The sequence below is a fragment of the Stutzerimonas stutzeri genome (assembly GCF_002890895.1).
Classification (GTDB): domain Bacteria; phylum Pseudomonadota; class Gammaproteobacteria; order Pseudomonadales; family Pseudomonadaceae; genus Stutzerimonas; species Stutzerimonas stutzeri_AB.
The window spans coordinates 122,238-141,944 of record NZ_POUL01000006.1 but is presented as its reverse complement, the minus strand read 5'-3'; the positions used below and the strand labels follow the sequence as shown (position 1 = coordinate 141,944).

Annotated in this window: 17 protein-coding genes; 6 read left to right on the top strand and 11 right to left on the bottom strand. The window is 63.4% G+C overall.

All coding sequences use genetic code 11. From position 1 onward, the window contains the following. Nucleotides 1–61 precede the first annotated feature (61 nt). The 3 genes from CXK96_RS13240 to CXK96_RS13230 form a co-directional block, all read right to left on the bottom strand. Nucleotides 62–520 carry a DUF2214 family protein gene (locus CXK96_RS13240; protein WP_102836919.1) on the bottom strand — a complete coding sequence of 153 codons (459 nt, stop codon included), beginning with the start codon at nt 518–520 and terminating at the stop codon, nt 62–64. Nucleotides 521–538: 18 nt separating this feature from the next. Next, nucleotides 539–1,915, bottom strand: coding sequence for an MATE family efflux transporter (locus tag CXK96_RS13235; RefSeq protein WP_102836918.1), 1,377 nt, complete (start codon nt 1,913–1,915; stop codon nt 539–541). A 115-nt stretch (nt 1,916–2,030) separates the two neighbouring features. Further along, complete coding sequence (locus tag CXK96_RS13230) at nt 2,031–2,324, bottom strand: hypothetical protein (protein WP_045424622.1); 294 nt, start codon at nt 2,322–2,324, stop codon at nt 2,031–2,033. A 214-nt stretch (nt 2,325–2,538) separates the two neighbouring features. Here CXK96_RS13230 and CXK96_RS13225 point away from each other — a divergent pair, with 214 nt between their 5' ends. Then, a complete protein-coding gene (locus CXK96_RS13225; RefSeq protein ID WP_102836917.1) occupies nt 2,539–3,474 on the top strand; it encodes an SdiA-regulated domain-containing protein in 936 nt (311 codons plus the stop codon). 14 nt (nt 3,475–3,488) lie between these two features. Here CXK96_RS13225 and CXK96_RS13220 read toward each other — a convergent pair whose 3' ends face one another. The 6 genes from CXK96_RS13220 to cra all read right to left on the bottom strand — a co-directional run bounded on the left by CXK96_RS13220 (nt 3,489) and on the right by cra (nt 7,354). Further along, nucleotides 3,489–3,938, bottom strand: coding sequence for a DMT family transporter (locus tag CXK96_RS13220; RefSeq protein WP_102836916.1), 450 nt, complete (start codon nt 3,936–3,938; stop codon nt 3,489–3,491). Between the two features lie 69 nt (nt 3,939–4,007). Further along, nucleotides 4,008–4,568 carry a DUF4136 domain-containing protein gene (locus CXK96_RS13215; protein WP_102836915.1) on the bottom strand — a complete coding sequence of 187 codons (561 nt, stop codon included), beginning with the start codon at nt 4,566–4,568 and terminating at the stop codon, nt 4,008–4,010. Nucleotides 4,569–4,598: 30 nt separating this feature from the next. Further along, nucleotides 4,599–5,228: a DUF4136 domain-containing protein gene (locus CXK96_RS13210; RefSeq protein WP_102836914.1), complete on the bottom strand. Its 630-nt coding sequence runs from the start codon at nt 5,226–5,228 to the stop codon at nt 4,599–4,601. An 18-nt stretch (nt 5,229–5,246) separates the two neighbouring features. Next, nucleotides 5,247–5,996, bottom strand: a complete 750-nt coding sequence (locus CXK96_RS13205) for a methyltransferase domain-containing protein (RefSeq protein ID WP_102836913.1) — start codon at nt 5,994–5,996, stop codon at nt 5,247–5,249. Further along, on the bottom strand, nt 5,993–6,298 hold the full coding sequence (locus CXK96_RS13200; protein WP_102836912.1) for a nucleotide pyrophosphohydrolase: 306 nt from the start codon (nt 6,296–6,298) through the stop codon (nt 5,993–5,995). The genes CXK96_RS13205 and CXK96_RS13200 overlap by 4 nt, the downstream gene beginning before the upstream one ends. A gap of 66 nt (nt 6,299–6,364) precedes the next feature. Next, nucleotides 6,365–7,354, bottom strand: coding sequence for a catabolite repressor/activator (gene cra, locus CXK96_RS13195; RefSeq protein ID WP_102836911.1), 990 nt, complete (start codon nt 7,352–7,354; stop codon nt 6,365–6,367). Nucleotides 7,355–7,536: 182 nt separating this feature from the next. Between cra and ptsP the strand changes: the two genes are divergently transcribed. From ptsP to CXK96_RS13175, 4 genes are all read left to right on the top strand, one after another. After that, the gene (gene ptsP / locus CXK96_RS13190; protein WP_102836910.1) at nt 7,537–10,419 is read left to right on the top strand and encodes a phosphoenolpyruvate--protein phosphotransferase; all 2,883 of its coding nucleotides are present in this window, start codon (nt 7,537–7,539) and stop codon (nt 10,417–10,419) included. Then, nucleotides 10,419–11,357, top strand: coding sequence for a 1-phosphofructokinase (gene pfkB / locus CXK96_RS13185; protein WP_102836909.1), 939 nt, complete (start codon nt 10,419–10,421; stop codon nt 11,355–11,357). The genes ptsP and pfkB overlap by 1 nt, the downstream gene beginning before the upstream one ends. A gap of 20 nt (nt 11,358–11,377) precedes the next feature. Next, nucleotides 11,378–13,117: a fructose-specific PTS transporter subunit EIIC gene (locus CXK96_RS13180; RefSeq protein WP_102836908.1), complete on the top strand. Its 1,740-nt coding sequence runs from the start codon at nt 11,378–11,380 to the stop codon at nt 13,115–13,117. 123 nt (nt 13,118–13,240) lie between these two features. Next, on the top strand, nt 13,241–15,646 hold the full coding sequence (locus CXK96_RS13175; protein ID WP_102836907.1) for a membrane-bound PQQ-dependent dehydrogenase, glucose/quinate/shikimate family: 2,406 nt from the start codon (nt 13,241–13,243) through the stop codon (nt 15,644–15,646). Nucleotides 15,647–15,772: 126 nt separating this feature from the next. On the opposite strand, the gene CXK96_RS13170 is transcribed toward CXK96_RS13175, so the two are convergent. Further along, the gene (locus CXK96_RS13170; protein WP_102836906.1) at nt 15,773–16,225 is read right to left on the bottom strand and encodes an REP-associated tyrosine transposase; all 453 of its coding nucleotides are present in this window, start codon (nt 16,223–16,225) and stop codon (nt 15,773–15,775) included. Nucleotides 16,226–16,370: 145 nt separating this feature from the next. Continuing rightward, complete coding sequence (locus CXK96_RS13165) at nt 16,371–17,954, bottom strand: peptide chain release factor 3 (RefSeq protein ID WP_102836905.1); 1,584 nt, start codon at nt 17,952–17,954, stop codon at nt 16,371–16,373. Nucleotides 17,955–18,391: 437 nt separating this feature from the next. Between CXK96_RS13165 and CXK96_RS13160 the strand changes: the two genes are divergently transcribed. Then, nucleotides 18,392–19,555 (top strand): type III PLP-dependent enzyme, encoded by a 1,164-nt coding sequence (locus CXK96_RS13160; RefSeq protein WP_102836904.1) that lies wholly within the window; start codon nt 18,392–18,394, stop codon nt 19,553–19,555. Nucleotides 19,556–19,707: the final 152 nt, after the last annotated feature.

The following is a 19,707-nucleotide window of genomic DNA, read 5'->3' as shown; positions in this document are numbered from 1 at the left end:
CGCGGACGCTCAGATCAGCCTCGCAGGCAGGAATTGACCGAGCGGCCAGAAGATGGCGGGCCTACTGCGGAATCACGCCAAGCCCGCGCGCCATAAACGTCGCCAGCAGAGGGATCAGCAGCAGGGCAAGCAGCTCGATGCGGATTACCGTTTTCACCCAGCGCGCAGCCGAAGGCGTGATCGACGGGACCTGGCCGGCCTTCAGTGCCGGACGCCACTTGAGAAAGGTTACGGTGGGGTAGATCGACAGCAGCGCGACAGCGACAAACAAGCCGATCTTGGCGTGAAAGAAGCTGTTATTGAGGTAGTAGTCCAGCCCCTTGCCATAGCGCATCGCCCTTGCGGCGCCGGTCAGCAGCACCAGGCCTGCCGCGATACCGAAGGCCAGATCCACGCGAAACAGGCTGCGGGCGCGCTTGAAGTTCAGCGGCAGGCGGAACAGCTGGTGCTCGAGCACCAGCAGGGAGAACAGCAGGAAGATCGCCACAAAGTGCAGGTAGGCGGCGACGGCATAGGCCATTTTCTGAAGGTCCTTTGGTTAGGGTTGTTGCGCTGCGGCGTTCACAGCTGGCGCCGCATGGGTCGAAGCGAACCATTGCCCTTGGCGTTGCAGGCGTCTGGCGATGCTCCCCAGGCACAGACCCCGCAGGAGCATGAAGGCGAGGAAGGCCAACCACAATCCGTGATTGCCCATGCCACGCAGCAGCCAGCCCAATGGTAACGAAATCAGGACGGCTAGCAGCATGGCGTTTCGCATTTCCCGCGCGCGGGTGGCGCCGATGAACAAGCCATCGAGCAGATAGCTCCAGACCGCAACCAGGGGCAGCGCGGCGAGATAGGGCAGATAGGTCGTGGCGGTCTCGCGTACCGAGGGGATGTCGGTCTGCAGGCTGATGAACAGCTCGCCGCCCAGCAGGAAGAACAGGCCGAAGGCCAGGCTCGCCAGCAGCGACCAGCCGCCGGCAACGGTCAGGATCCGACGCAGCTCGGTGCGGCTCTGGGCGCCGATGGCATGGCCACTGAGCGCTTCGATTGCATGGGCCAAGCCGTCCAGTGCGTGCGCCGTGAGCATCAAACCGTTCAGCAGCAAGGCATTGGCCGCCACCGTCGCATCGCCCAGCCGCGTCCCCTGTACGGTGACGAGGAAGAACACCAGCTGCAGCGCCAGCGAACGCAGGAAGATGTCCCGATTGACTGACATCAGTGGGCGCCAGCTGGCCCACAGGCGCAGCGCGCGACGGTCGAGATGTCCGGCGTACCGCAACAGTGCACCTCGGGTCAGCGCGAGACCGACCAGCACACCGCCCCATTCGGCAATGACCGAGGCGCGTGCCGCACCGGCCACGCCCCACTCCAGCCCGATGACGAACCACAGGTCCAGCGCGACGTTGATCAGGTTCGTCGTCAGCAGGATGGCAAGCGGTGCGCGGGCATTCTGGGTGCCGAGAAACCAGCCGATCAGTGCCAGGCTCGCCAGGGCTGCCGGCAGGCCGAACAGGCGGGTGTGGAAATAGGCCTGGGTCAGGCTGTCCAGCTCTGCCGAGGGCTGCATCAGCTGCAGTGCGTAGCCTTTGAGTGGCAGGGCGACCAAACTCAACAGCAGGGCGAAGCCCAGCGCCAGCAGTAACCCTTGCAGCAACACCTGGCGCAGCGCGCCGCCATCCTCGCGCCCGGCGGCCTGGGCGGCGAAGCCGGTGGTGCCCATGCGCAGAAAGCCCATGACCCATACCAGCAGCGTATAGAGGCTGCCGCCGACGGCGACCGACGCCAGCTGATGCGCATGCGGCAGGTGGCCGATGACGGCGCTGTCGACCAGTGCCACCAGCGGCACCGAGAGGTTGGACAGAATCATCGGCGCAGCCAGCGCCCAGACCCGTTTATGGGTGGGGGCGTGCCGCCAGGCGGTCAATAACATGAAGGGCTCCAGAACAGCCGAGCATGATACGTCGCGAGGGTCCGGAGCGCAGCCGAGTGATGGGGCTGGAACCTGTTCGGCCCCGTTGCCGATGATGCTGGGCGCTACGAGTGGCTCAGTGAATCAACCAGCTCAACAGCCAGAGCCCGAGAAACAGATAGATCACCCCAGCGATAATCGAGCGGCGGAAAAACGCGCGAAAGGCTCCGACCAGCAGCATCAGGCCGATAGCCAGTGCAATAAGGCTGATCAGTGAGCGGTCCATGCCAAGGGTGCGCGACAGGCCCTCGAGAAAGTTGGCGCCAGCATCGGCGAACAGTCCGAAAAATCCACTGAGCGCATCGACGATGTAACGAATCACGGTGCCGAGCGCCTGGCCCAACCATTCGAAAAAGCTTTCCACCTGCATGCTGCACTCCTGCGTGACGATCCGCGGCCGCAAGCGCAGCCGTTCCCTGGTCCCTTGGGCTGCCAATCCGGCTGGCAGTTCCCGGTGTTGAGATTGAACCGCAGCCGCGGTGGTGGGTCAGTAGCAGGCTGATCGTCGCTGTAATGCGCGCCGTCATGCAATTGCAACCCTTCCTGATCAGGCTATCTCGCTAGCGCCCCACGAGAGAAAGACGATGCCAGCTGCTACCAGTACCCGCCCGCGTTGGTTGTCCGAGGTTCGCCCGCAGGTCTGGGCATTGGGAATGTTGGCCGCCGGGCTGCTGCACACGGCTGCCACCTTTCATCTCGATGAGCGTGTGTTCTATGCGCTGCAGTCAGCCTGGCATGCAGAGACTCATCAGGCGCGCAGCCTCTGGTTGCCCGAGTATCAGGTGCGCGTCGAGGCAAAGCCGGTTGCGACCGTCGGCAACAACCTTTCCGGGCTGACCTTCGATGAGCAGCGCAACCAACTCTGGGCCGTGGTGAACAACCCGGAAGAGCTGATCGCGCTCGACCTCAATGGCGAATTCATTGCCCGTTATCCGCTCAAGGGCTTCATCGATGTCGAAGCGGTCACCTACCTGGGTGACAACCTGCTGGCGGTTGCCGAGGAACGCAGCCAGTCGATTGTGATCCTGCCGGTGCCGACGCGTCCTGGTGAGCTGGTGCGGGAGGATTACGCGGCTGTGTCGCTGTCGATGGGCGCGTCGGATAACGCGGGCTTCGAGGGACTGGGCTACGACCGTGCCGGTGATCGACTGTTTGTAGTGAAGGAACATTCGCCGCGCAAGCTATACGAGATCCAGGGCATCAAGGCCAGCTTCAACGGGCAGCTGAATCTAAACGTCATCGACCGCGAAGCCTGGATCGAAGACAAAGACATGGCCAGCGATCTCGCCTCGGTTCACTACGACGAGCGCACCGGCCACCTGGTGCTGCTCAGCGACGAAGCCAAGATGATGCTCGAACTCGACAGTGAGGGCGAGCTGGTCAGCTTCCGCTCACTGTGGAGCGGCTTCGCCGGTCTCGATAACAGCGTTCCTCAGGCTGAAGGCATGACCTTTGACGACCGTGGCGACCTGTATCTGGTCAGCGAGCCCAACCTGTTCTACGCCTTCGAGCGCAAATAGCTCGACCGCCGCGCTCAGCCGCGGCGGATCATCCAGACGCCTGCGAAAATCAGCACCAACCCGCCTAGCTTGCCCAGGCTGATTGACGACTGGCGAAAGCCGGCCCAGCCGAAATGATCCAGCATCAGCGCCATGCCCAGCTGCCCGGCCAGCACCAGTGCCATGAACAGCAGCGCACCGATGCGCGGCCCGGCAAAGGCGGCGGTGGCAATAAAGAACATGCCCAGCAGGCCGGCGCACCAGTGATACCAATTAAGCCCGCGTAACGCCTGGATGCCCGGCATGTCTCGCTGGAACAACACGACACAGAGCAGCGCCGCGGTGCCCACCGCAAAGGAGAGCATTGCCGCGCCCATGACGCTGCCGAAGTGCTTGGCGACCTGTCCGTTGATGCCGGCTTGTAGGGGCAGGAAAGCCCCGGCAATCAATGGCATTACGAGAAGCCACCAGGCTGCGACAGGCATGCGAATGTCTCCGAAAACGAAATAAAAACCCGCCATGACGGCGGGTTGAATGGAAGCCAGCCGACAATGCTAGCGCGGCGGGTATTGTGAGAGAACCTTGTTGACGGTTTCGCGGAACATCCCCGCCCGCTCCTGAGGGCTGCCGGGGTTGTCGCGCAGGACCTGTTCTGCGCTGCCGCGCCAAACCAGCTTGCCGTCGTCAGCGTCATACAAATCCAGCTGCAAGGTGCCGACCTGATAGTGGATGGTGCGGGTGTCGGCGATCATTGGGCCACCCCAGTAACCGTGCCAGGGGCCGCCCCAGGCGCCGATCGACGAGGTGGTGTATTGCTGGCTGCGCTCATCGACGAGAAACCAGGCCTGCACCAACAGATCCGGTTGCGCGCCTGACGCTGGCTGGCGTAGGCCGCGCTGATCCAGCTGTTCGCTGACGGCGCTGCGAATGCGCTGTTCGGTCAGGTCGCTATTGATGCGCGGATCATCGGGCCGGTACTGCAGGGCCGGCTCTTTCCAGCTCCAGGTACGGTAGGCGGAAAAGTCGCGCTGCGGGTCGAAGTCGCGTTGCACCTGGGTGCTCTGGCAGGCGGCCAGCACCAGCAGCAGGGGCAGCATCAGCAGTGAACGGAGCATCTCGGTTCTCCTTAGGCAAATTACGCAATCTCAGCGCGGCGGATAATCGGCGAGCGCCCGGTTCACGGCTTCTCGCGCGGCGTCCTTGCGTTCGGCCTGATCTCCGCCACTGCGGGCCTCGGCACGATTGCTCCAGACGGTCTGGCCAGAGCCGCTGTCGATCATCTCGATGCGCACCGTGACCACTTCTTCTTCATAGTTGCGCACCACCGGGGTGCTGCCGCCAATGCCGTAGCCGGTGTTATACCCCGGGCCGTAACCACCATATCGCCCTGCACCGACGCCTACTCGGGGGCCATAGTCATCGTAGACCTGCCGCACGCGCGTCTCCATCTGTGCGCTGGCGCTGATCTGCACATCGCCCTTGGCGCCGGCTGGTGCCGGGCGCAAGCCGCGTTGATCGAGCGCGCCGGAGATCATTTCCTGCAGCTCCTCGGCACCCAGCGAAGCCGTACCCGCCGGAGGGTTGCGCCAACTCCAGTTCTGGTAGCTGGAAAAGTCCTGCGGCGCCGCTGGGTAGGTGGGCGACTGGATGCGTTCGATGGGCGGAGCCGGTGGAATCGGCGCAGAGTCGTTGGTGTACGGGTTGCTGCCCTGGCACGCCGCGAGGCTCAATCCAAGCAGCGAGTAAAACAGGGGCAGCGCAGGGCGGATCGACATCGGGACCTCCCGGTCGGCTCAGAGCGGCCGACACAACCAGTGCAGGTAACGCCCAAGGCCGGCGAAGGTCGGATGGCGGCGGTAGGCCAGCTCCATCTCGATCAGGTCGGCAGCCTCGGTGCGAGCCTGGAAATCGGCGGGCATGTAGTCATGGAATACGCGCACGCCACTGGTTGATTCGACCTGCCAGTGCGGTGCGAGTTGCGCCGCCAGTTCGCGCGGGTCGAGCGGCTGTTGCGGGGTCAGGCTCTGACGCTCGCCGGCATAGGTCTGGGTGCGCAACTTCTTGAAATGGCCCTTGAGCAAATTGCGATAGATCAGCGCATCGCGGTTGTAGAAGGCCAGCGACAGCCAGCCGTCTTCGGCGATCAGGCGGTGCAGCACCGGCAGGATCGCTTGCGGTTCGGCCAGCCATTCCAGCACCGCATGGCAGATGACCAGATCGAAACGACCTTCGACGTGGCTTTCCACATCCTGCCAGGGCGCCTGAATAAACGTACCGGTCTGGCCTGCTTCGGCGAACTGCTTGCGAGCGCCTTCGAGCATGGGTTCGGCGGGTTCGGCCAGCGTCACCTGATGGCCCTGCTGCGCCAGCCACAGGCTCATGTGACCAAGCCCGGCGCCAATGTCCAGAACGCGCAAAGGCCGCTCTGGCAGTACCTCGGTGAGATCCGCCTGCAGCACGGCGAGGCGGATTGCGCCCTTGGCGCCGCCGTAGATTTTCTCGGCGAAGCGCGTCGCCAGCTCATCGAAATGCCGGTCGCTCATCGGGCGAACCGCCGCTCGTTGTCGGCGAGCTTGGCCAGCAAGGCCTGCTCCATGTCGATGCCCAGCTCGCTGCACATCAGCAGCAGGTACATGAGGATGTCGCCAACCTCCTGGCCGGCATGCGCGAGTTTGTCGCTTGGCAGCTGGCGCGACTCGTCTTCAGTTTGCCACTGGAAGATTTCCACCAGCTCGGCCATTTCCACACTGGCGGCCATCGCAAGGTTTTTCGGGCTGTGATAACGCTGCCACTCGTTCTGATCGCGGATCGCGTGCAGGCGTTGGGTGATCTGTTCGATGTTCATCTGGGCTAGGGCGGCTCGTTGAAAGGCGACAAGCTTCCGCCAGCGCGTCGGCGCCCGCAAGGGGCGTCAATGACGGCGCTGTTTCAGGACCCGTTCGATGGCGATAACGCCGGGGCGATAGTCGTTCTGCTCGATGGCGCGAATCGCGTGGCTCAACGCTTGTTCGGCGATCTGCTCATGCTGCTGGGAGATCGCGTTGACCTTGATTGGCAGGAAATCCAGCAATTGCGCATCGCCAAAAGTGGCCAGTTGCAGATTGTCCGGCCACAGCAGATCACGCTCGCGCAGCGCATCGAAGACGCCTTCGAGCAACACGTATGCGGTGGTGATCAGGGCGTCAGGTAGCGGCCCTTTATCGAGCAGGGTCAGCATCTGTTGCCGCCCGCAGGCACGGCTGAACTGCTCGGCCCGCAGCACGCTGACCTGACCAGAATGATTAGCCAAGGCGCGATGGAAACCTTCCTCGCGCTGCTGGCTGATCCGCAGGGCTGGCCGTGCACTGATCAATGCGATGTGGGCGGTGGACGGGAGGTGCAGCGAGCGGGTCAATTGCACCGCCGCCTCGCAGTCGGCGCTGACCACCGAACAGAAATGCTCCGCATCCAGCGCCCGGTCGAGGGCGATTACCGGTAGGCCTGCAGCGAGCAGTTTTTGATAGCTGGCGTCGTCCTCTGGCAGGCAGCTGGCGACGATCAAGGCATCGCAGCGGCGCGAGCGCAGCAGCTGAATGACCTGACGCTCGGTGTCTGGCTCGTCATCGGTTCCGGCGATCAGCAGCTGGTAGCCGCGCTGCCGCGCCCGCTGCTCCAGCAGCTTGGCCAGGCGTGCATAACTGGGGTTCTCCAGATCCGGAACAACGAAGCCCAGCGTGCGCGACTGTCCTCGGCGCAAGCCGGCAGCCTGCTGGTCGAGCTGAAAACCCTGCTGTTCAGCCACGGCCATCACCCGTTCGACCGTGGCCGCGCTGATCCGCCGCTGAGCGGCCTTGCCGTTGAGCACGTAGCTGGCCGTGGTTACCGAAACGTTAGCAAGGCGGGCGATGTCGGTCAGTTTCAAACAGAGGGTCCTGAGACGGGTGGTATGAAATCGGGCTTCTAGAATTACCCAATATTGCGTAATGTGCCAGCCTTAGGTGAAACGTTTCAGCAGTCTTTCGGTCTGAAGCGCCAGCCCAGGATTCGGGCAATGCCGGCGCAGCCGTCGGCCACAACAATCGCGAGCCCCGCAGGAGTTCTCCCATGCTTGAGTTGAATGCACAGCACATCCACATGCATCAAGCCGCAGCAGATAAGCCCGCGGCGCTGGCTCTGCTGGGCGAGGTGCTGGTCGCCGACGGGCTGGTGGCGCCCGGTTACCTCGACGGTTTGCGCGCGCGCGAAGCGCAGGGCTCGACCTTTCTCGGTCAGGGCATCGCGATTCCCCACGGCACGCCGGAGACCCGCGATCAGGTGTTCACCACCGGTGTGCGGCTGCTGCACTTTCCCGCCGGTGTGGATTGGGGAAACGGTCAGCAGGTGTACCTCGCCATCGGCATTGCCGCGCGGTCGGATGAGCATCTGCGGTTGCTGCAGCTGTTGACCCGAGCGCTGGGCGAAGGCGATCTGAGCGAGGCGCTGCAAAAGGCGCAGAGCCCCGAGGCGATCATTGATCTGCTGCAGGGTGCGCCGCAGGCACTGGCGCTCGATGGCGAGCTGGTCGGGCTGGGCGTCGTCGCCGATGACTTCGATGAGCTGGCCTGGCAGGGCGTCAAGCTGCTCAAGCGGGCGCAATGCGTGGAGCCTGGCTTCAATGCCAGTCTGCCGCTCGGCCAGTCGCTGCCGCTGGGGGATGGCCTGTGGTGGCTCAGCAGCGAGCAGTCGGTGCAGCGTCCTGGCCTCGCTTTCGTCACGCCAGTCTCGAATCTCGAGCATCAGGGCCAGCCGCTCAATGGGCTGTTCGTGTTGGCCAGCATGGGTGAGGCGCATCAGGCCATGCTCGAGCGGCTGTGCAACCTGCTGATCGAAGGCCGCGGGCAGGAGCTGAGTCAGGCGACTTCCAGCCGCACGGTGCTCGAAGCTCTGGGCGGCGAGGTGCCCGCCGACTGGCCAAGCGCGCAGGTGCCGCTGGCCAACGCCCATGGTCTGCACGCGCGCCCGGCCAAGGTGCTCACCGAAATTGCCCAGTCCTTCGAGGGAGAGATTCGCGTCCGTCAGGCTGGCAGCGAAAACGCCGGCGTGTCGGTCAAGAGCCTGAGCAAACTGTTGGCGATGGGCGCGCAGCGCGGTCAGGTTCTGGAATTCATGGCCGAGCCCGGCATTGCCGGCGATGCGCTGCCGGCGCTGGTGCGCGCCGTGGAGGAAGGCTTGGGCGAAGAGATCGAACCGCTACCGGTGGCGGGGAACGCGAGCGAGCCCCTCGAGATCACCGAGGGGCCTGCAGCGTCAGCCATCGAGCAGGCCGCGCTGCGCGCCGGTGAGCAGGTGAACGGCATCGCCGCGTCGCCGGGCATTGCCATCGGTCCGGTGCTGGTGCGCAAACCGCAGGTGATTGATTACCCCAAACGCGGCGAGTCGCCGGCAGCTGAACTACAGCGGCTGGATGCCGCGCTGGACAAGGTTCATGCGGAAATCGGCGCGCTGATCGAGGAAAGCCAGGTCGCCAGCATCCGCGACATCTTCACCACTCACCAGGCCATGCTAAAAGACCCGGCGCTACGCGAAGAAGTCCAGGTGCGCTTGCAGAAGGGCTTGAGCGCCGAAGCAGCCTGGATGGAGGAAATCGACAGCGCAGCGCAGCAGCAGGAAGCCCTGCACGACAAGCTGCTGGCCGAGCGTGCTGCGGACCTGCGTGATGTGGGTCGCCGCGTGCTGGCCTGTCTGACCGGTGTCGAAGCCGAGCAGGCGCCGGACGAACCCTACATTTTGGTGATGGACGAGGTAGCGCCCTCGGACGTCGCCACGCTCAATGCCCAGCGCGTCGCTGGCATCCTCACCGCTGGCGGCGGCGCCACCTCCCACAGCGCGATCATCGCCCGCGCGCTGGGTATTCCCGCCATTGTCGGCGCCGGGCCGGGTGTGCTCGGGCTGGCACCCAACACCTTGTTGTTGCTCGATGGCGAGCGCGGCGAGCTGCTGGTCGCGCCGACCGACGCGCAGCTGGAACAGGCCCGTAGCGAGCGCGCTACCCGCGAGGAGCGCAAGCGCCTGGCAAATGAGCGACGCCTGGAGCCGGCCATCACCCGAGACGGCCATCCGGTGGAAATCGCCGCCAACATCGGCGCAGCGGGCGAGACGCCTGAAGCGGTGGCGATGGGGGCCGAGGGCATCGGCCTGCTGCGTACTGAACTGGTGTTCATGAACCATGCCCAGGCGCCGGATCAGGCCACCCAGGAGGCCGAGTACCGCCGCGTGCTGGAAGCCCTCGAAGGCCGTCCGCTGGTGGTGCGAACCCTGGATGTCGGCGGCGACAAACCGCTGCCGTACTGGCCGATGCCGGCCGAAGAAAACCCCTTCCTCGGCGTGCGCGGCATTCGCCTGAGCCTGCAGCGTCCGGACATTCTCGAAACCCAGCTACGCGCCTTGCTCGCCTCGGCCGAGGGCCGTCCGCTGCGGATCATGTTCCCCATGGTCGGCAACATTGACGAATGGCGCAGCGCCAAGGCCATGGTCGATCGCCTGCGTCAGGAGCTGCCAGTGGCCGACCTGCAGGTCGGCATCATGATCGAGATCCCCTCCGCTGCGCTGATCGCGCCGGTGCTGGCGCAGGAGGTCGATTTCTTCAGCATCGGCACCAATGACCTCACTCAGTACACCCTGGCCATCGACCGTGGGCACCCGACGCTTTCGGGGCAGGCCGACGGCTTGCACCCGGCCGTGTTGCGCCTGATCGGCATGACCGTCGAGGCCGCTCACGCCCATGGCAAGTGGGTCGGCGTCTGCGGCGAGCTGGCTGCTGATGCGCTGGCGGTGCCAATGCTGGTGGGCTTGGGTGTGGATGAACTCAGCGTGTCGGCGCGCAGTATTGCGCTTGTGAAGGCGCGGGTGCGCGAGCTGGATTTTGCCGCCTGCCAGCAACTGGCCAAGCAAGCGCTGATGTTGCCCGGTGCACATGAAGTTCGCGCCTTCGTTGGGGAGCACTGCTGATGGCCCGCGTCCTCACTGTCACGCTTAATCCGGCCCTCGACCTGACGGTGCAGCTGCCGTCGCTGCGCCTGGGCGAGGTCAATCGCAGCGACAGCCTGCAGGTGCATGCTGCAGGCAAGGGCCTCAACGTGGCGCAGGTGCTGGCTGATCTCGGTCATCAACTGACCGTCACCGGCTTTCTCGGCGAAGGCAACCCGCAAGCCTTCGAGCAGCTGTTCGCCGCACGGGGCTTTGCCGACGAATTTGTCCGCGTGCCGGGTGATACCCGTAGCAACATCAAACTGGCCGAAGCGGGTGGGCAGGTCACCGACATCAACGGACCGGGGCTGATGGTGAGCGAGGCGCACTGCGCCGAGCTGCTGGCCCGCCTGGAGCGCCTGGCGCCTGTCCATGACCTGGTGGTGGTCGCTGGCAGCTTGCCTCGCGGCATCGCCAGCCAGTGGTTCGTCCAGCTGCTCAACACGCTCAAAGCGCTCGGCGTGCGGGTGGCGCTGGACACCAGTGGCGACGCCCTGCGTGAAGGCCTGTCGGCCTCGCCCTGGCTGATCAAACCCAACGAAGAGGAGCTGGGCGAGGCCCGTGGCATCGCGCTGAGCAAGTCGTCGGAGCTGACCGCCGAAGCGCGACGTCTGCAAGCCGAAGGCATCGAACATGTGGTGGTTTCCCAGGGTGCCGATGGGGTGAGCTGGTTCTCGCCGAACGCGGCATGGCACGCCCATCCGCCCAAGGTTCGGGTCGTCAGCACCGTCGGCGCCGGTGACTCGCTGCTGGCCGGCATTCTCCACGGCCTGCTGGAAGGCTGGCCCGCCGAGCGCACCCTTGCGCAGGCCACCGCGATTGCTGCGCAGGCAGTCGGGCAGGTCGGCTTTGGTATCACCGACACGGCACAACTGGCCGACCTCGAGGCCGCTGTGCGCCTCCAGCCGCTGAGCCAATAAATCGAACAAGAGGTGAAGGAATGAATCTTCTCATCGTCACGGCCTGCCCCAACGGAATGGTCACCAGCGTGCTGACGTCACGCCTGCTTGAAGCGGCGGCCCAGCGTCTGGGCTGGTCGACCGCCGTGGAAGTCCACGACCCCAAGGCCATCGGCTCGCCACTGACTCCCGCACAGATCGCCAACGCCGACCTGGTCGTCGTGGTAAAGACCGGACCGTTATCGCTGCAACGCTTCGTCGGCAAGCGCGTCGCCCAGTCCACGCCATCCGAAGCATTGCTCGATCCGGAAGCCTTCCTGCGCGGCGCTGCCGAGGCGGCGACCGAGTTGCAGGCGGCAGATGATGCCGAGCCCACGCCCGCCACCGGCAAGCCCAAACTGGTCGCCATCACCGCCTGCCCCACCGGAGTCGCGCACACCTTCATGGCAGCCGAAGCGCTGCAACAGGCTGCCATCCGCAAAGGCTATGACCTGCAGGTCGAGACGCGCGGCTCGGTGGGCGCACGTAACGTGCTCGAACCCCAGGCCATCGAGGACGCCGATGTGGTGTTGCTCGCTGCGGATATCGAGGTGGACGTGGCGCGCTTCGCCGGCAAGCGCGTGTATCGCTGCGGCACCGGCGTCGCTCTGAAACAACCCGAGGCAACGCTGGACCGTGCGCTGAAGGAGGGCGCTGTACTCAGCGGTGGCGCTGCGGCAAGTGATGCTGGTGGTGAACAGAAAGGTGAGAAGACAGGCGTCTACAAGCACCTGCTGACCGGCGTGTCTTATATGTTGCCGATGGTCGTCGCCGGCGGCCTGCTGATCGCGCTGTCGTTTGTCTTCGGCATCGAGGCGTTCAAGGAAGAGGGAACGCTGGCCGCCGCGCTGATGAAGATCGGCGGCGAAACGGCCTTCCAGTTGATGGTGCCGCTCTTGGCGGGTTATATCGCCTACTCCATCGCTGACCGACCCGGCCTTGCGCCCGGCATGATCGGCGGTTTGCTGGCGGGCACGCTCGGCGCCGGATTCATCGGCGGCATCATTGCCGGTTTCGTCGCGGGCTATGCAGCCAAGGCCGTCAGTCGTTGGATTCCCTTGCCAGCCAGTATCGAATCGCTCAAGCCGATCCTGATCATCCCGCTGCTGGCGAGCCTGGTGACTGGCCTGGTCATGATCTACATCGTCGGCACGCCGGTGGCCAAGCTGCTCGCCGGGCTGACCGAGTTCCTCGACACCATGGGCACTTCCAACGCCATCCTGCTCGGGCTGTTGCTCGGCACCATGATGTGCGTCGACCTCGGTGGGCCGGTGAACAAGGCGGCCTACGCCTTCTCGGTCGGGCTGCTTGCGTCGCAAAGCTACGCGCCGATGGCCGCCACCATGGCCGCAGGCATGGTGCCGCCAATCGGCATGGGCATCGCCACGCTGATTGCGCGACGCAAGTTCGCACAGACCGAACGCGAGGCCGGAAAGGCGGCGCTGGTGCTGGGCTGCTGCTTTATCTCCGAAGGCGCGATTCCCTTTGCGGCGAAAGACCCGCTGCGGGTGATTCCGGCCAGCATCGCTGGCGGCGCCCTGACCGGCGCGCTGTCCATGGCCTTCGGCGCGAAGCTGCTGGCGCCTCACGGTGGGCTGTTCGTGCTGCTGATCCCTAACGCCATCAATCATGCGCTGTTGTACCTGGTCGCGATCCTCGCGGGCAGCCTGGTGACCGGGCTGATCTATGCGGTGATCAAGCGGCCGGAAGCTCAGCCGCTTGCCGTAAGTGCGGCGAGTTGATCGGCAGACCGAAACCGCTGAACTAAAGGCCCTGCTGCCGCATCCACTTAAGGCCGGCGAAACTTGTGTCAGGAAGTTTCACCGGCCTTTTTGATTTAGACCCAACCGGCTGGAGCGTTTTACATGAGCATCGATTATGGGCCGCGGCCCTTGCGGATCACCCTGACGGCCGTCGTCGTTCTGGTGCTGGGTGTGCTGATGACAGGCGGGGGTGGTTACCTGGCCGTGCTCGGTGGCTCCTGGTACTACCTGCTGACTGGCATTGGCTTGCTAGTGGTGGCCGGTTTGCTGTTGGCACGCCGCCGTGCGGCGATCTGGTTGTACGCGGTGTTGCTGCTGGCGACTCTGGCGTGGACGTTATACGAGGTGCGTTTCGACTGGTGGCAGCTGGCGCCGCGGATTGATCTCTGGTGCATCCTCGGCCTCTGGCTGATCCTGCCCTTTGTCAATCGCTACGTCAGCGACCGGTTGGTCTGGCGAGATGGCGCGAGCGGGTTGCTCGGGATCGGCTTGCTGGCCGGTGCGCTGATGGCGGGCTACTCGCTGACGCAGGATTACCACTCGATCTCGGGCGAATTCAGCGATGCGCAGATGCAGGGTCGGGATCCACAGGGCCAGGCCGGTCGCTCGAATAGCGAATGGCCCTCGTACGGCGGATCGGAACAAGGCGACCGCTATTCCACTGCTGACCTGATCACGCCGGATAACGTCGGCAACTTGGTTAAAGCCTGGGAATACCACACCGGCGACCTGCCGGGGCCGAACGATCCGGGCGAATTCACCTATGAGGTCACACCGCTCAAGGTGGGCAATAGCCTGTTTATCTGCACGCCGCACAGCATCGCTATCGCCATTGATGCCGATACCGGCGAAGAGCGCTGGCGTTATGACCCGAATATCAACCGTGAGGCCGGATACTACCAACACATGACCTGCCGTGGTCTGGCCTACCACGATGGGGCCCGCTATCTCGCCGCAGCAACGAATGGCGGTCAGTCAAATCAACCCGCGGCTCGCTGTGCGCGTCGGCTGTTCTTGCCCACCAACGACGCCACGCTGGTCGCCCTCGACGTCGAGGATGGCAAACCCTGTGAGGATTTCGGCAACGGCGGTGTGGTCGATCTGAAGCTGCGGCTGGGCGAAGGCGCGCTGGGCGTTTATCTACCGACATCGCCGCCGGTGGTCACGGAAAAGCTGGTCATCATTGGCGGTGCCGTCACCGATAACGGCGCTGTGGATTCGCCCGGCGGCGTGGTTCGCGCCTACGACGTGAACACAGGTCGTTTGGTCTGGAATTTCGATCCGGGCAATCCGGACGCCACCGAGCCGTTGCCGCCAGGTGAAACCTACACGCGCAGCACGCCGAACTGGTGGACGACTGCGACGGCCGACGAATCCCTCGGCCTGGTTTATATCCCTACCGGCAACCAGACACCGGACCAGTGGGCCATCGAGCGTTCCGCGCAGGCTGAGCGCTTTACCGACAGCCTGGTTGCGCTGGACTTGGCAACCGGCCAGGTACGCTGGGAGTTCCAGACTGTTCACCATGATCTCTGGGACCGCGATCTGCCCTCCCAGCCAACGCTGGTCGACATCGACCGGCCGGAAGGCAAAGTGCCTGCCATCATCCAGCCGACCAAGCGCGGCGACCTGTATGTGCTAGACCGCCGTACAGGTGAGCCCATCGTGCCGGTCACAGAGGTGCCTGTACCGCAAGGCACCGATTATGGCGATTTCACCGCGCCCACTCAGCCGGTCTCGGCGCTGACCTATGCGCCGCAGGAGCCGCTGTACGAGAAGGACATGTGGGGCGGGACGCCGCTGGATCAGATGATGTGCCGTATCCAGTTCCGTCAGCTGCGCTATGAGGGCGACTTCACGCCGCCCTCTCAGAAGGGCTCGCTGATCTATCCAGGCAACGTTGGTACCTTCAACTGGCCATCGGTGGCAGTCGATCCGAGTCGGCAATTGCTGTTCGGTGCGCCTAATTACCTGGCATTCGTCTCGAAGATGTACAAGCGCAGCGAGGTCGATCCCGAAGCGCGCACCGGCGGTGGTGAGACCGGCCTGCAACCCAATCTTGGTGCGCCCTATATGGTCAGCCTGAAGCCTCTGCTATCAGTGTTGGGCCTGCCTTGCCAGAGCCCGCCGTGGGGCTATGTCACCGCCGTGGATCTGCGCACCATGAAAAAGGTCTGGATGCACAAGAACGGCACCAGCCGCGACAGCGCGCCGCTTGGCCTTCCGTTTCCTGTGGGCACGCCCGCGCTCGGAGGGCCCATCGTGACGGCAGGTGGCGTGGCTTTTATGAGCGGTACGCTGGACTACTACCTTCGCGCCTATGACCTGCAGAACGGCAGAGAGCTCTGGAAAGCGCGCCTGCCAGCCGGCGGCCAGGCCACGCCGATGACCTATGTGTCCGAGCAGACCGGTAAGCAGTACGTGGTGCAAGTGGCCGGCGGACACGGGTCGTTCGGGACGAAGATTGGGGATTCGGTGGTGGCTTTTACCTTGGAGGAGGAGCAGTAGCAAGGCGAGCTGGTTCAACGGCTATTCGCGAGCAAGCTCGCTCCTACAGATACAGCGTGGGGCTTGGACTGCGGATGTAGGAGCGAGCTTGCTCGCGAAGCTGTTTAACGTCGACCAGCAGCCTCGTCACAACCAGGCCGCATCCCAGAACGGGTAATCACCAAGGCGCTTGACCAACCCGGCGCGCAGCGGGTTCGCGACGATGTACCGGGCAACGTTGCGCAGGTCTTCCTCACTACGGACGGCTCTGTCGTGGTAACCCTTTTGCCAGATCGGGCCATGGTCGCCACGAAGCCTGTTGGTGGTGATTGCGCTCCGCGATTTTAGGCTCTGCATCACCTGGCTGAGCGAACCAGTTTTCAGCTGCACGAGCCAATGCAGATGGTCGGGCATGACGACCCAGGCTAAAGACTGAACGGGTCCGGAATTGCCGATCATGTGAATCTCACGCGCCAGTGTCGCCGCTGCGCCTGCCTCTATAAAGATGGACGATCGGTCCAGCGTTACACAGGTCAGTACGTAGGCCTGGTTTGGGAGGCTGACTCGCCCTTTGCGTAAGTCCCGTCCATGAAAGCGCATTCCGTTGCGTCCTTCTGTTGATAGCTGGGAGAGCGATCGTCACCTCATTCGCGAGCAAGCTCGCTGCTACAAGGTCGCTATGTTGGCCGTAGGAGCGAGCTTGCTCGCGAAGCCTTTGATGCATGCATGCTGGCGTGTTGCTGACTCAATGATGCTCGCGCGTCGCCCTGAATTTCACATCCGGCCAGCGCTCTTCCATCAGGCTCAGATTCACCCGAGTCGGCGCGAGATAGGTCAGGTGACCGCCACCATCGACCGCCAGGTTCTCGTAGGCCTTGTCGCTGAATTCCTTCAGCTTCTTCTCGTTATCACACTCGATCCAGCGCGCGGACCAGACGTTAATTGCCTCGTAGGCGCACTCGACCTTGTACTCCTCCTTCAGCCGACTGGCGACGACGTCGAACTGCAGCACGCCGACCGCGCCGAGGATGATGTCGTTGTTGCGCTCGGGGAAGAACACCTGAGTGGCGCCTTCCTCAGCCAGTTCCTGCAGGCCCTGGCGCAGCTGCTTGGATTTGAGCGGGTCCTTCAGGCGCACACGGCGGAACAGTTCGGGAGCAAAGTGCGGAATGCCGGTGAAGCCGAGGTTTTCGCCTTCGGTGAAGGTGTCACCGATCTGGATGGTGCCGTGGTTATGCAGGCCGATGATGTCGCCAGCCCAGGCCTCTTCCAGCTGCTCACGCTCGCTGGAGAAGAAGGTGAGGGCGTCGGCGATGCGGATGTCCTTGCCGATGCGGGCGTGACGCAGCTTCATGCCTTTTTCGTACTTGCCCGAGCAGATGCGCATGAAGGCGATGCGGTCGCGGTGCTTGGGGTCCATGTTCGCCTGGATCTTGAAGACGAAGCCGGTGAATTTTTCTTCAACCGGCTCGACCACGCGCTCGTTGGCGGCGCGCGGAAGAGGGCGCGGGGCCCAGTCGACGACCGCATCGAGCACGTGGTCGACGCCGAAGTTGCCCAGCGCGGTGCCGAAGAACACCGGGGTCAGCTGGCCCTTGATGAACTCGTCCTGGTCGAACTCGTGGCAGGCACCCTGGACCAGCTCGAGCTGTTCGACGAAGCGGTCGTACTCATCGCCGATGTGCTGGCGCGCTTCGTCGGAGTCCAGGTTCTGGATGATCTTGACGTCGGTGCGCTCGTGCCCGTGGCCCGGCGTGTAGACGATGATGTAGTCATCAGCCAGGTGATACACGCCCTTGAAGTCGCGGTAGCAGCCGATCGGCCAGGTGATCGGGGCTGCCTTGATCTTCAGGACCGCTTCGATCTCGTCGAGCAGTTCGATGGGGTCACGGATGTCGCGGTCGAGCTTGTTGATGAAACTGACGATGGGCGTGTCGCGCAGGCGGCAGACGTCCATCAGCGCGATGGTGCGCGGCTCGACGCCTTTACCACCGTCGAGGACCATCAGTGCCGAGTCCACCGCGGTCAGGGTGCGGTAGGTGTCTTCCGAGAAGTCTTCGTGGCCGGGGGTGTCGAGCAGGTTGATCATGTGCTCGCGGTAGGGGAACTGCATCACCGAGGTGGTGATGGAGATGCCGCGCTGCTTTTCCATTTCCATCCAGTCGGAGGTCGCGTGACGGTCGGATTTGCGCGACTTCACGGTACCGGCCACGGCAATGGCCTTGCCCATCAGCAGCAGCTTCTCGGTGATGGTGGTCTTGCCCGCGTCGGGGTGGGAAATGATGGCGAAGGTGCGGCGCTTCGCGACTTCGGCGGCCTGAGAGGTCATGGCGGTCCCGGTATGAAAACGTGTCGGAAAAAGCCGGCGATTATAGCGCAAAGGGCGCCGGAGGACTGCCGTGGCTGAAGCCCGCTCAGCCGCCGCGGGGCGAGACGGATGGAACATCCCCGCAGCGTATCTGTCGGTTTGAATACGGTAGGTTTGCCTGGAGCGATAAAAAAGGGAGTGAGTGCGGATTTTTCATTGATCTGAAACAGCTGTGGTTCTAAAGTTCGCGCCCGAACGTCCATGCTGGCAACGATCCATCCGGCTCAAGTACTGACGACGAGAGATCAGGATTCACCAGGTCGCCGCGCGGTTGCGACGATTTGGCCATGATACTCGGCGACATGCCTTGGGAAGTAGGCGAACCAAAGTGGGGAAACTGATCAGGCGTTCTTGCTCACCCCTAATCCGACTTTACGTTTCCCGATTTGGAGCCTTGCATGTCGATCAAGATCGAAGACTACTATTCCCGATCCACTTTCCAGAAGATGAAGTCCTTCGCTGACCAGCACGAGACGCCGTTTGTGGTCATCGATACCGAAACCATCGACAAGGCGTACGACGATCTGCGCGCCGGTTTCGAGTTTGCCAAGGTCTACTACGCCGTGAAGGCCAACCCGGCGGTCGAAATCATCGACTTGCTGCGTGACAAGGGCTCGAGCTTCGACATCGCCTCGATCTACGAGCTGGACAAGGTCATGTCCCGTGGTGTCGGCCCGGAGCGCATCAGCTACGGCAACACCATCAAGAAAGCCAAGGACATCCGCTACTTCTACGACAAGGGCGTGCGCATGTTCGCCACCGACTCGGAAGCGGATCTGCGCAACATCGCCAAGGCCGCCCCGGGTTCGAAAGTTTATGTCCGCATCCTCACCGAGGGCTCGACCACGGCCGATTGGCCCTTGTCGCGCAAGTTCGGCTGCCAGACCGACATGGCGATGGATCTGCTGATCCTCGCCCGTCAGCTGAAGCTGGAGCCCTATGGCATCTCCTTCCACGTCGGTTCGCAGCAGCGTGATATCTCGGTGTGGGACGCCGCGATTGCCAAGGTCAAGGTGATCTTCGAGCGCTTGAAGGAAGAAGATGGCATTGAGCTGAAAATGATCAACATGGGTGGCGGCTTCCCGGCCAACTACATCACCCGCACCAACAGCCTGGAAACCTACGCTGAGGAAATCATCCGCTTCCTCAAGGAAGACTTCGGCGACGAACTGCCAGAAATCATCCTCGAACCGGGCCGTTCATTGATTGCCAATGCGGGCATTCTGGTCAGTGAAGTGGTACTGGTGGCGCGAAAGTCGCGCACCGCAGTCGAGCGCTGGGTATACACCGACGTCGGCATGTTCTCCGGCCTGATCGAAACCATGGGCGAAGCCATCAAGTTCCCTATCTGGACCGAGAAGAAGGGCGAAATGGAAGAAGTGGTGATCGCCGGTCCAACCTGTGACAGCGCCGACATCATGTATGAGAACTACAAGTACGGTTTGCCATTGAACCTCGCCATTGGCGATCGCATGTACTGGATCTCCACCGGTGCCTACACCACCAGCTACAGCGCGGTGGAATTCAACGGCTTCCCGCCGTTGAAGGCCTTCTACATCTAAGCCTCTGCGCTAATACAAAACGCCGCGAAGTTCGCGGCGTTTTTGTTTCCGCCTTTCGGCCGCTTCAACGGCAGCTCTGTCAGCGTCGGCTGATCGATGCCCATAGTGGGTCATTGCTCGCTAGAAACGCGGCCCGCTGCGGGCCGCGTGGC

What these genes read in the sequence shown, in the direction of transcription:
- CXK96_RS13240 (WP_102836919.1), bottom strand. Translation starts at nt 520, where the DNA reads ATGGCCTATGCCGTCGCCGCCTACCTGCACTTTGTGGCGATCTTCCTG.
- CXK96_RS13235 (WP_102836918.1), bottom strand. Translation starts at nt 1,915, where the DNA reads ATGTTATTGACCGCCTGGCGGCACGCCCCCACCCATAAACGGGTCTGG.
- CXK96_RS13230 (WP_045424622.1), bottom strand. Translation starts at nt 2,324, where the DNA reads ATGCAGGTGGAAAGCTTTTTCGAATGGTTGGGCCAGGCGCTCGGCACC.
- CXK96_RS13225 (WP_102836917.1), top strand. Translation starts at nt 2,539, where the DNA reads ATGCCAGCTGCTACCAGTACCCGCCCGCGTTGGTTGTCCGAGGTTCGC.
- CXK96_RS13220 (WP_102836916.1), bottom strand. Translation starts at nt 3,938, where the DNA reads ATGCCTGTCGCAGCCTGGTGGCTTCTCGTAATGCCATTGATTGCCGGG.
- CXK96_RS13215 (WP_102836915.1), bottom strand. Translation starts at nt 4,568, where the DNA reads ATGCTCCGTTCACTGCTGATGCTGCCCCTGCTGCTGGTGCTGGCCGCC.
- CXK96_RS13210 (WP_102836914.1), bottom strand. Translation starts at nt 5,228, where the DNA reads ATGTCGATCCGCCCTGCGCTGCCCCTGTTTTACTCGCTGCTTGGATTG.
- CXK96_RS13205 (WP_102836913.1), bottom strand. Translation starts at nt 5,996, where the DNA reads ATGAGCGACCGGCATTTCGATGAGCTGGCGACGCGCTTCGCCGAGAAA.
- CXK96_RS13200 (WP_102836912.1), bottom strand. Translation starts at nt 6,298, where the DNA reads ATGAACATCGAACAGATCACCCAACGCCTGCACGCGATCCGCGATCAG.
- ptsP (WP_102836910.1), top strand. Translation starts at nt 7,537, where the DNA reads ATGCTTGAGTTGAATGCACAGCACATCCACATGCATCAAGCCGCAGCA.
- pfkB (WP_102836909.1), top strand. Translation starts at nt 10,419, where the DNA reads ATGGCCCGCGTCCTCACTGTCACGCTTAATCCGGCCCTCGACCTGACG.
- CXK96_RS13180 (WP_102836908.1), top strand. Translation starts at nt 11,378, where the DNA reads ATGAATCTTCTCATCGTCACGGCCTGCCCCAACGGAATGGTCACCAGC.
- CXK96_RS13175 (WP_102836907.1), top strand. Translation starts at nt 13,241, where the DNA reads ATGAGCATCGATTATGGGCCGCGGCCCTTGCGGATCACCCTGACGGCC.
- CXK96_RS13170 (WP_102836906.1), bottom strand. Translation starts at nt 16,225, where the DNA reads ATGCGCTTTCATGGACGGGACTTACGCAAAGGGCGAGTCAGCCTCCCA.
- CXK96_RS13165 (WP_102836905.1), bottom strand. Translation starts at nt 17,954, where the DNA reads ATGACCTCTCAGGCCGCCGAAGTCGCGAAGCGCCGCACCTTCGCCATC.
- CXK96_RS13160 (WP_102836904.1), top strand. Translation starts at nt 18,392, where the DNA reads ATGTCGATCAAGATCGAAGACTACTATTCCCGATCCACTTTCCAGAAG.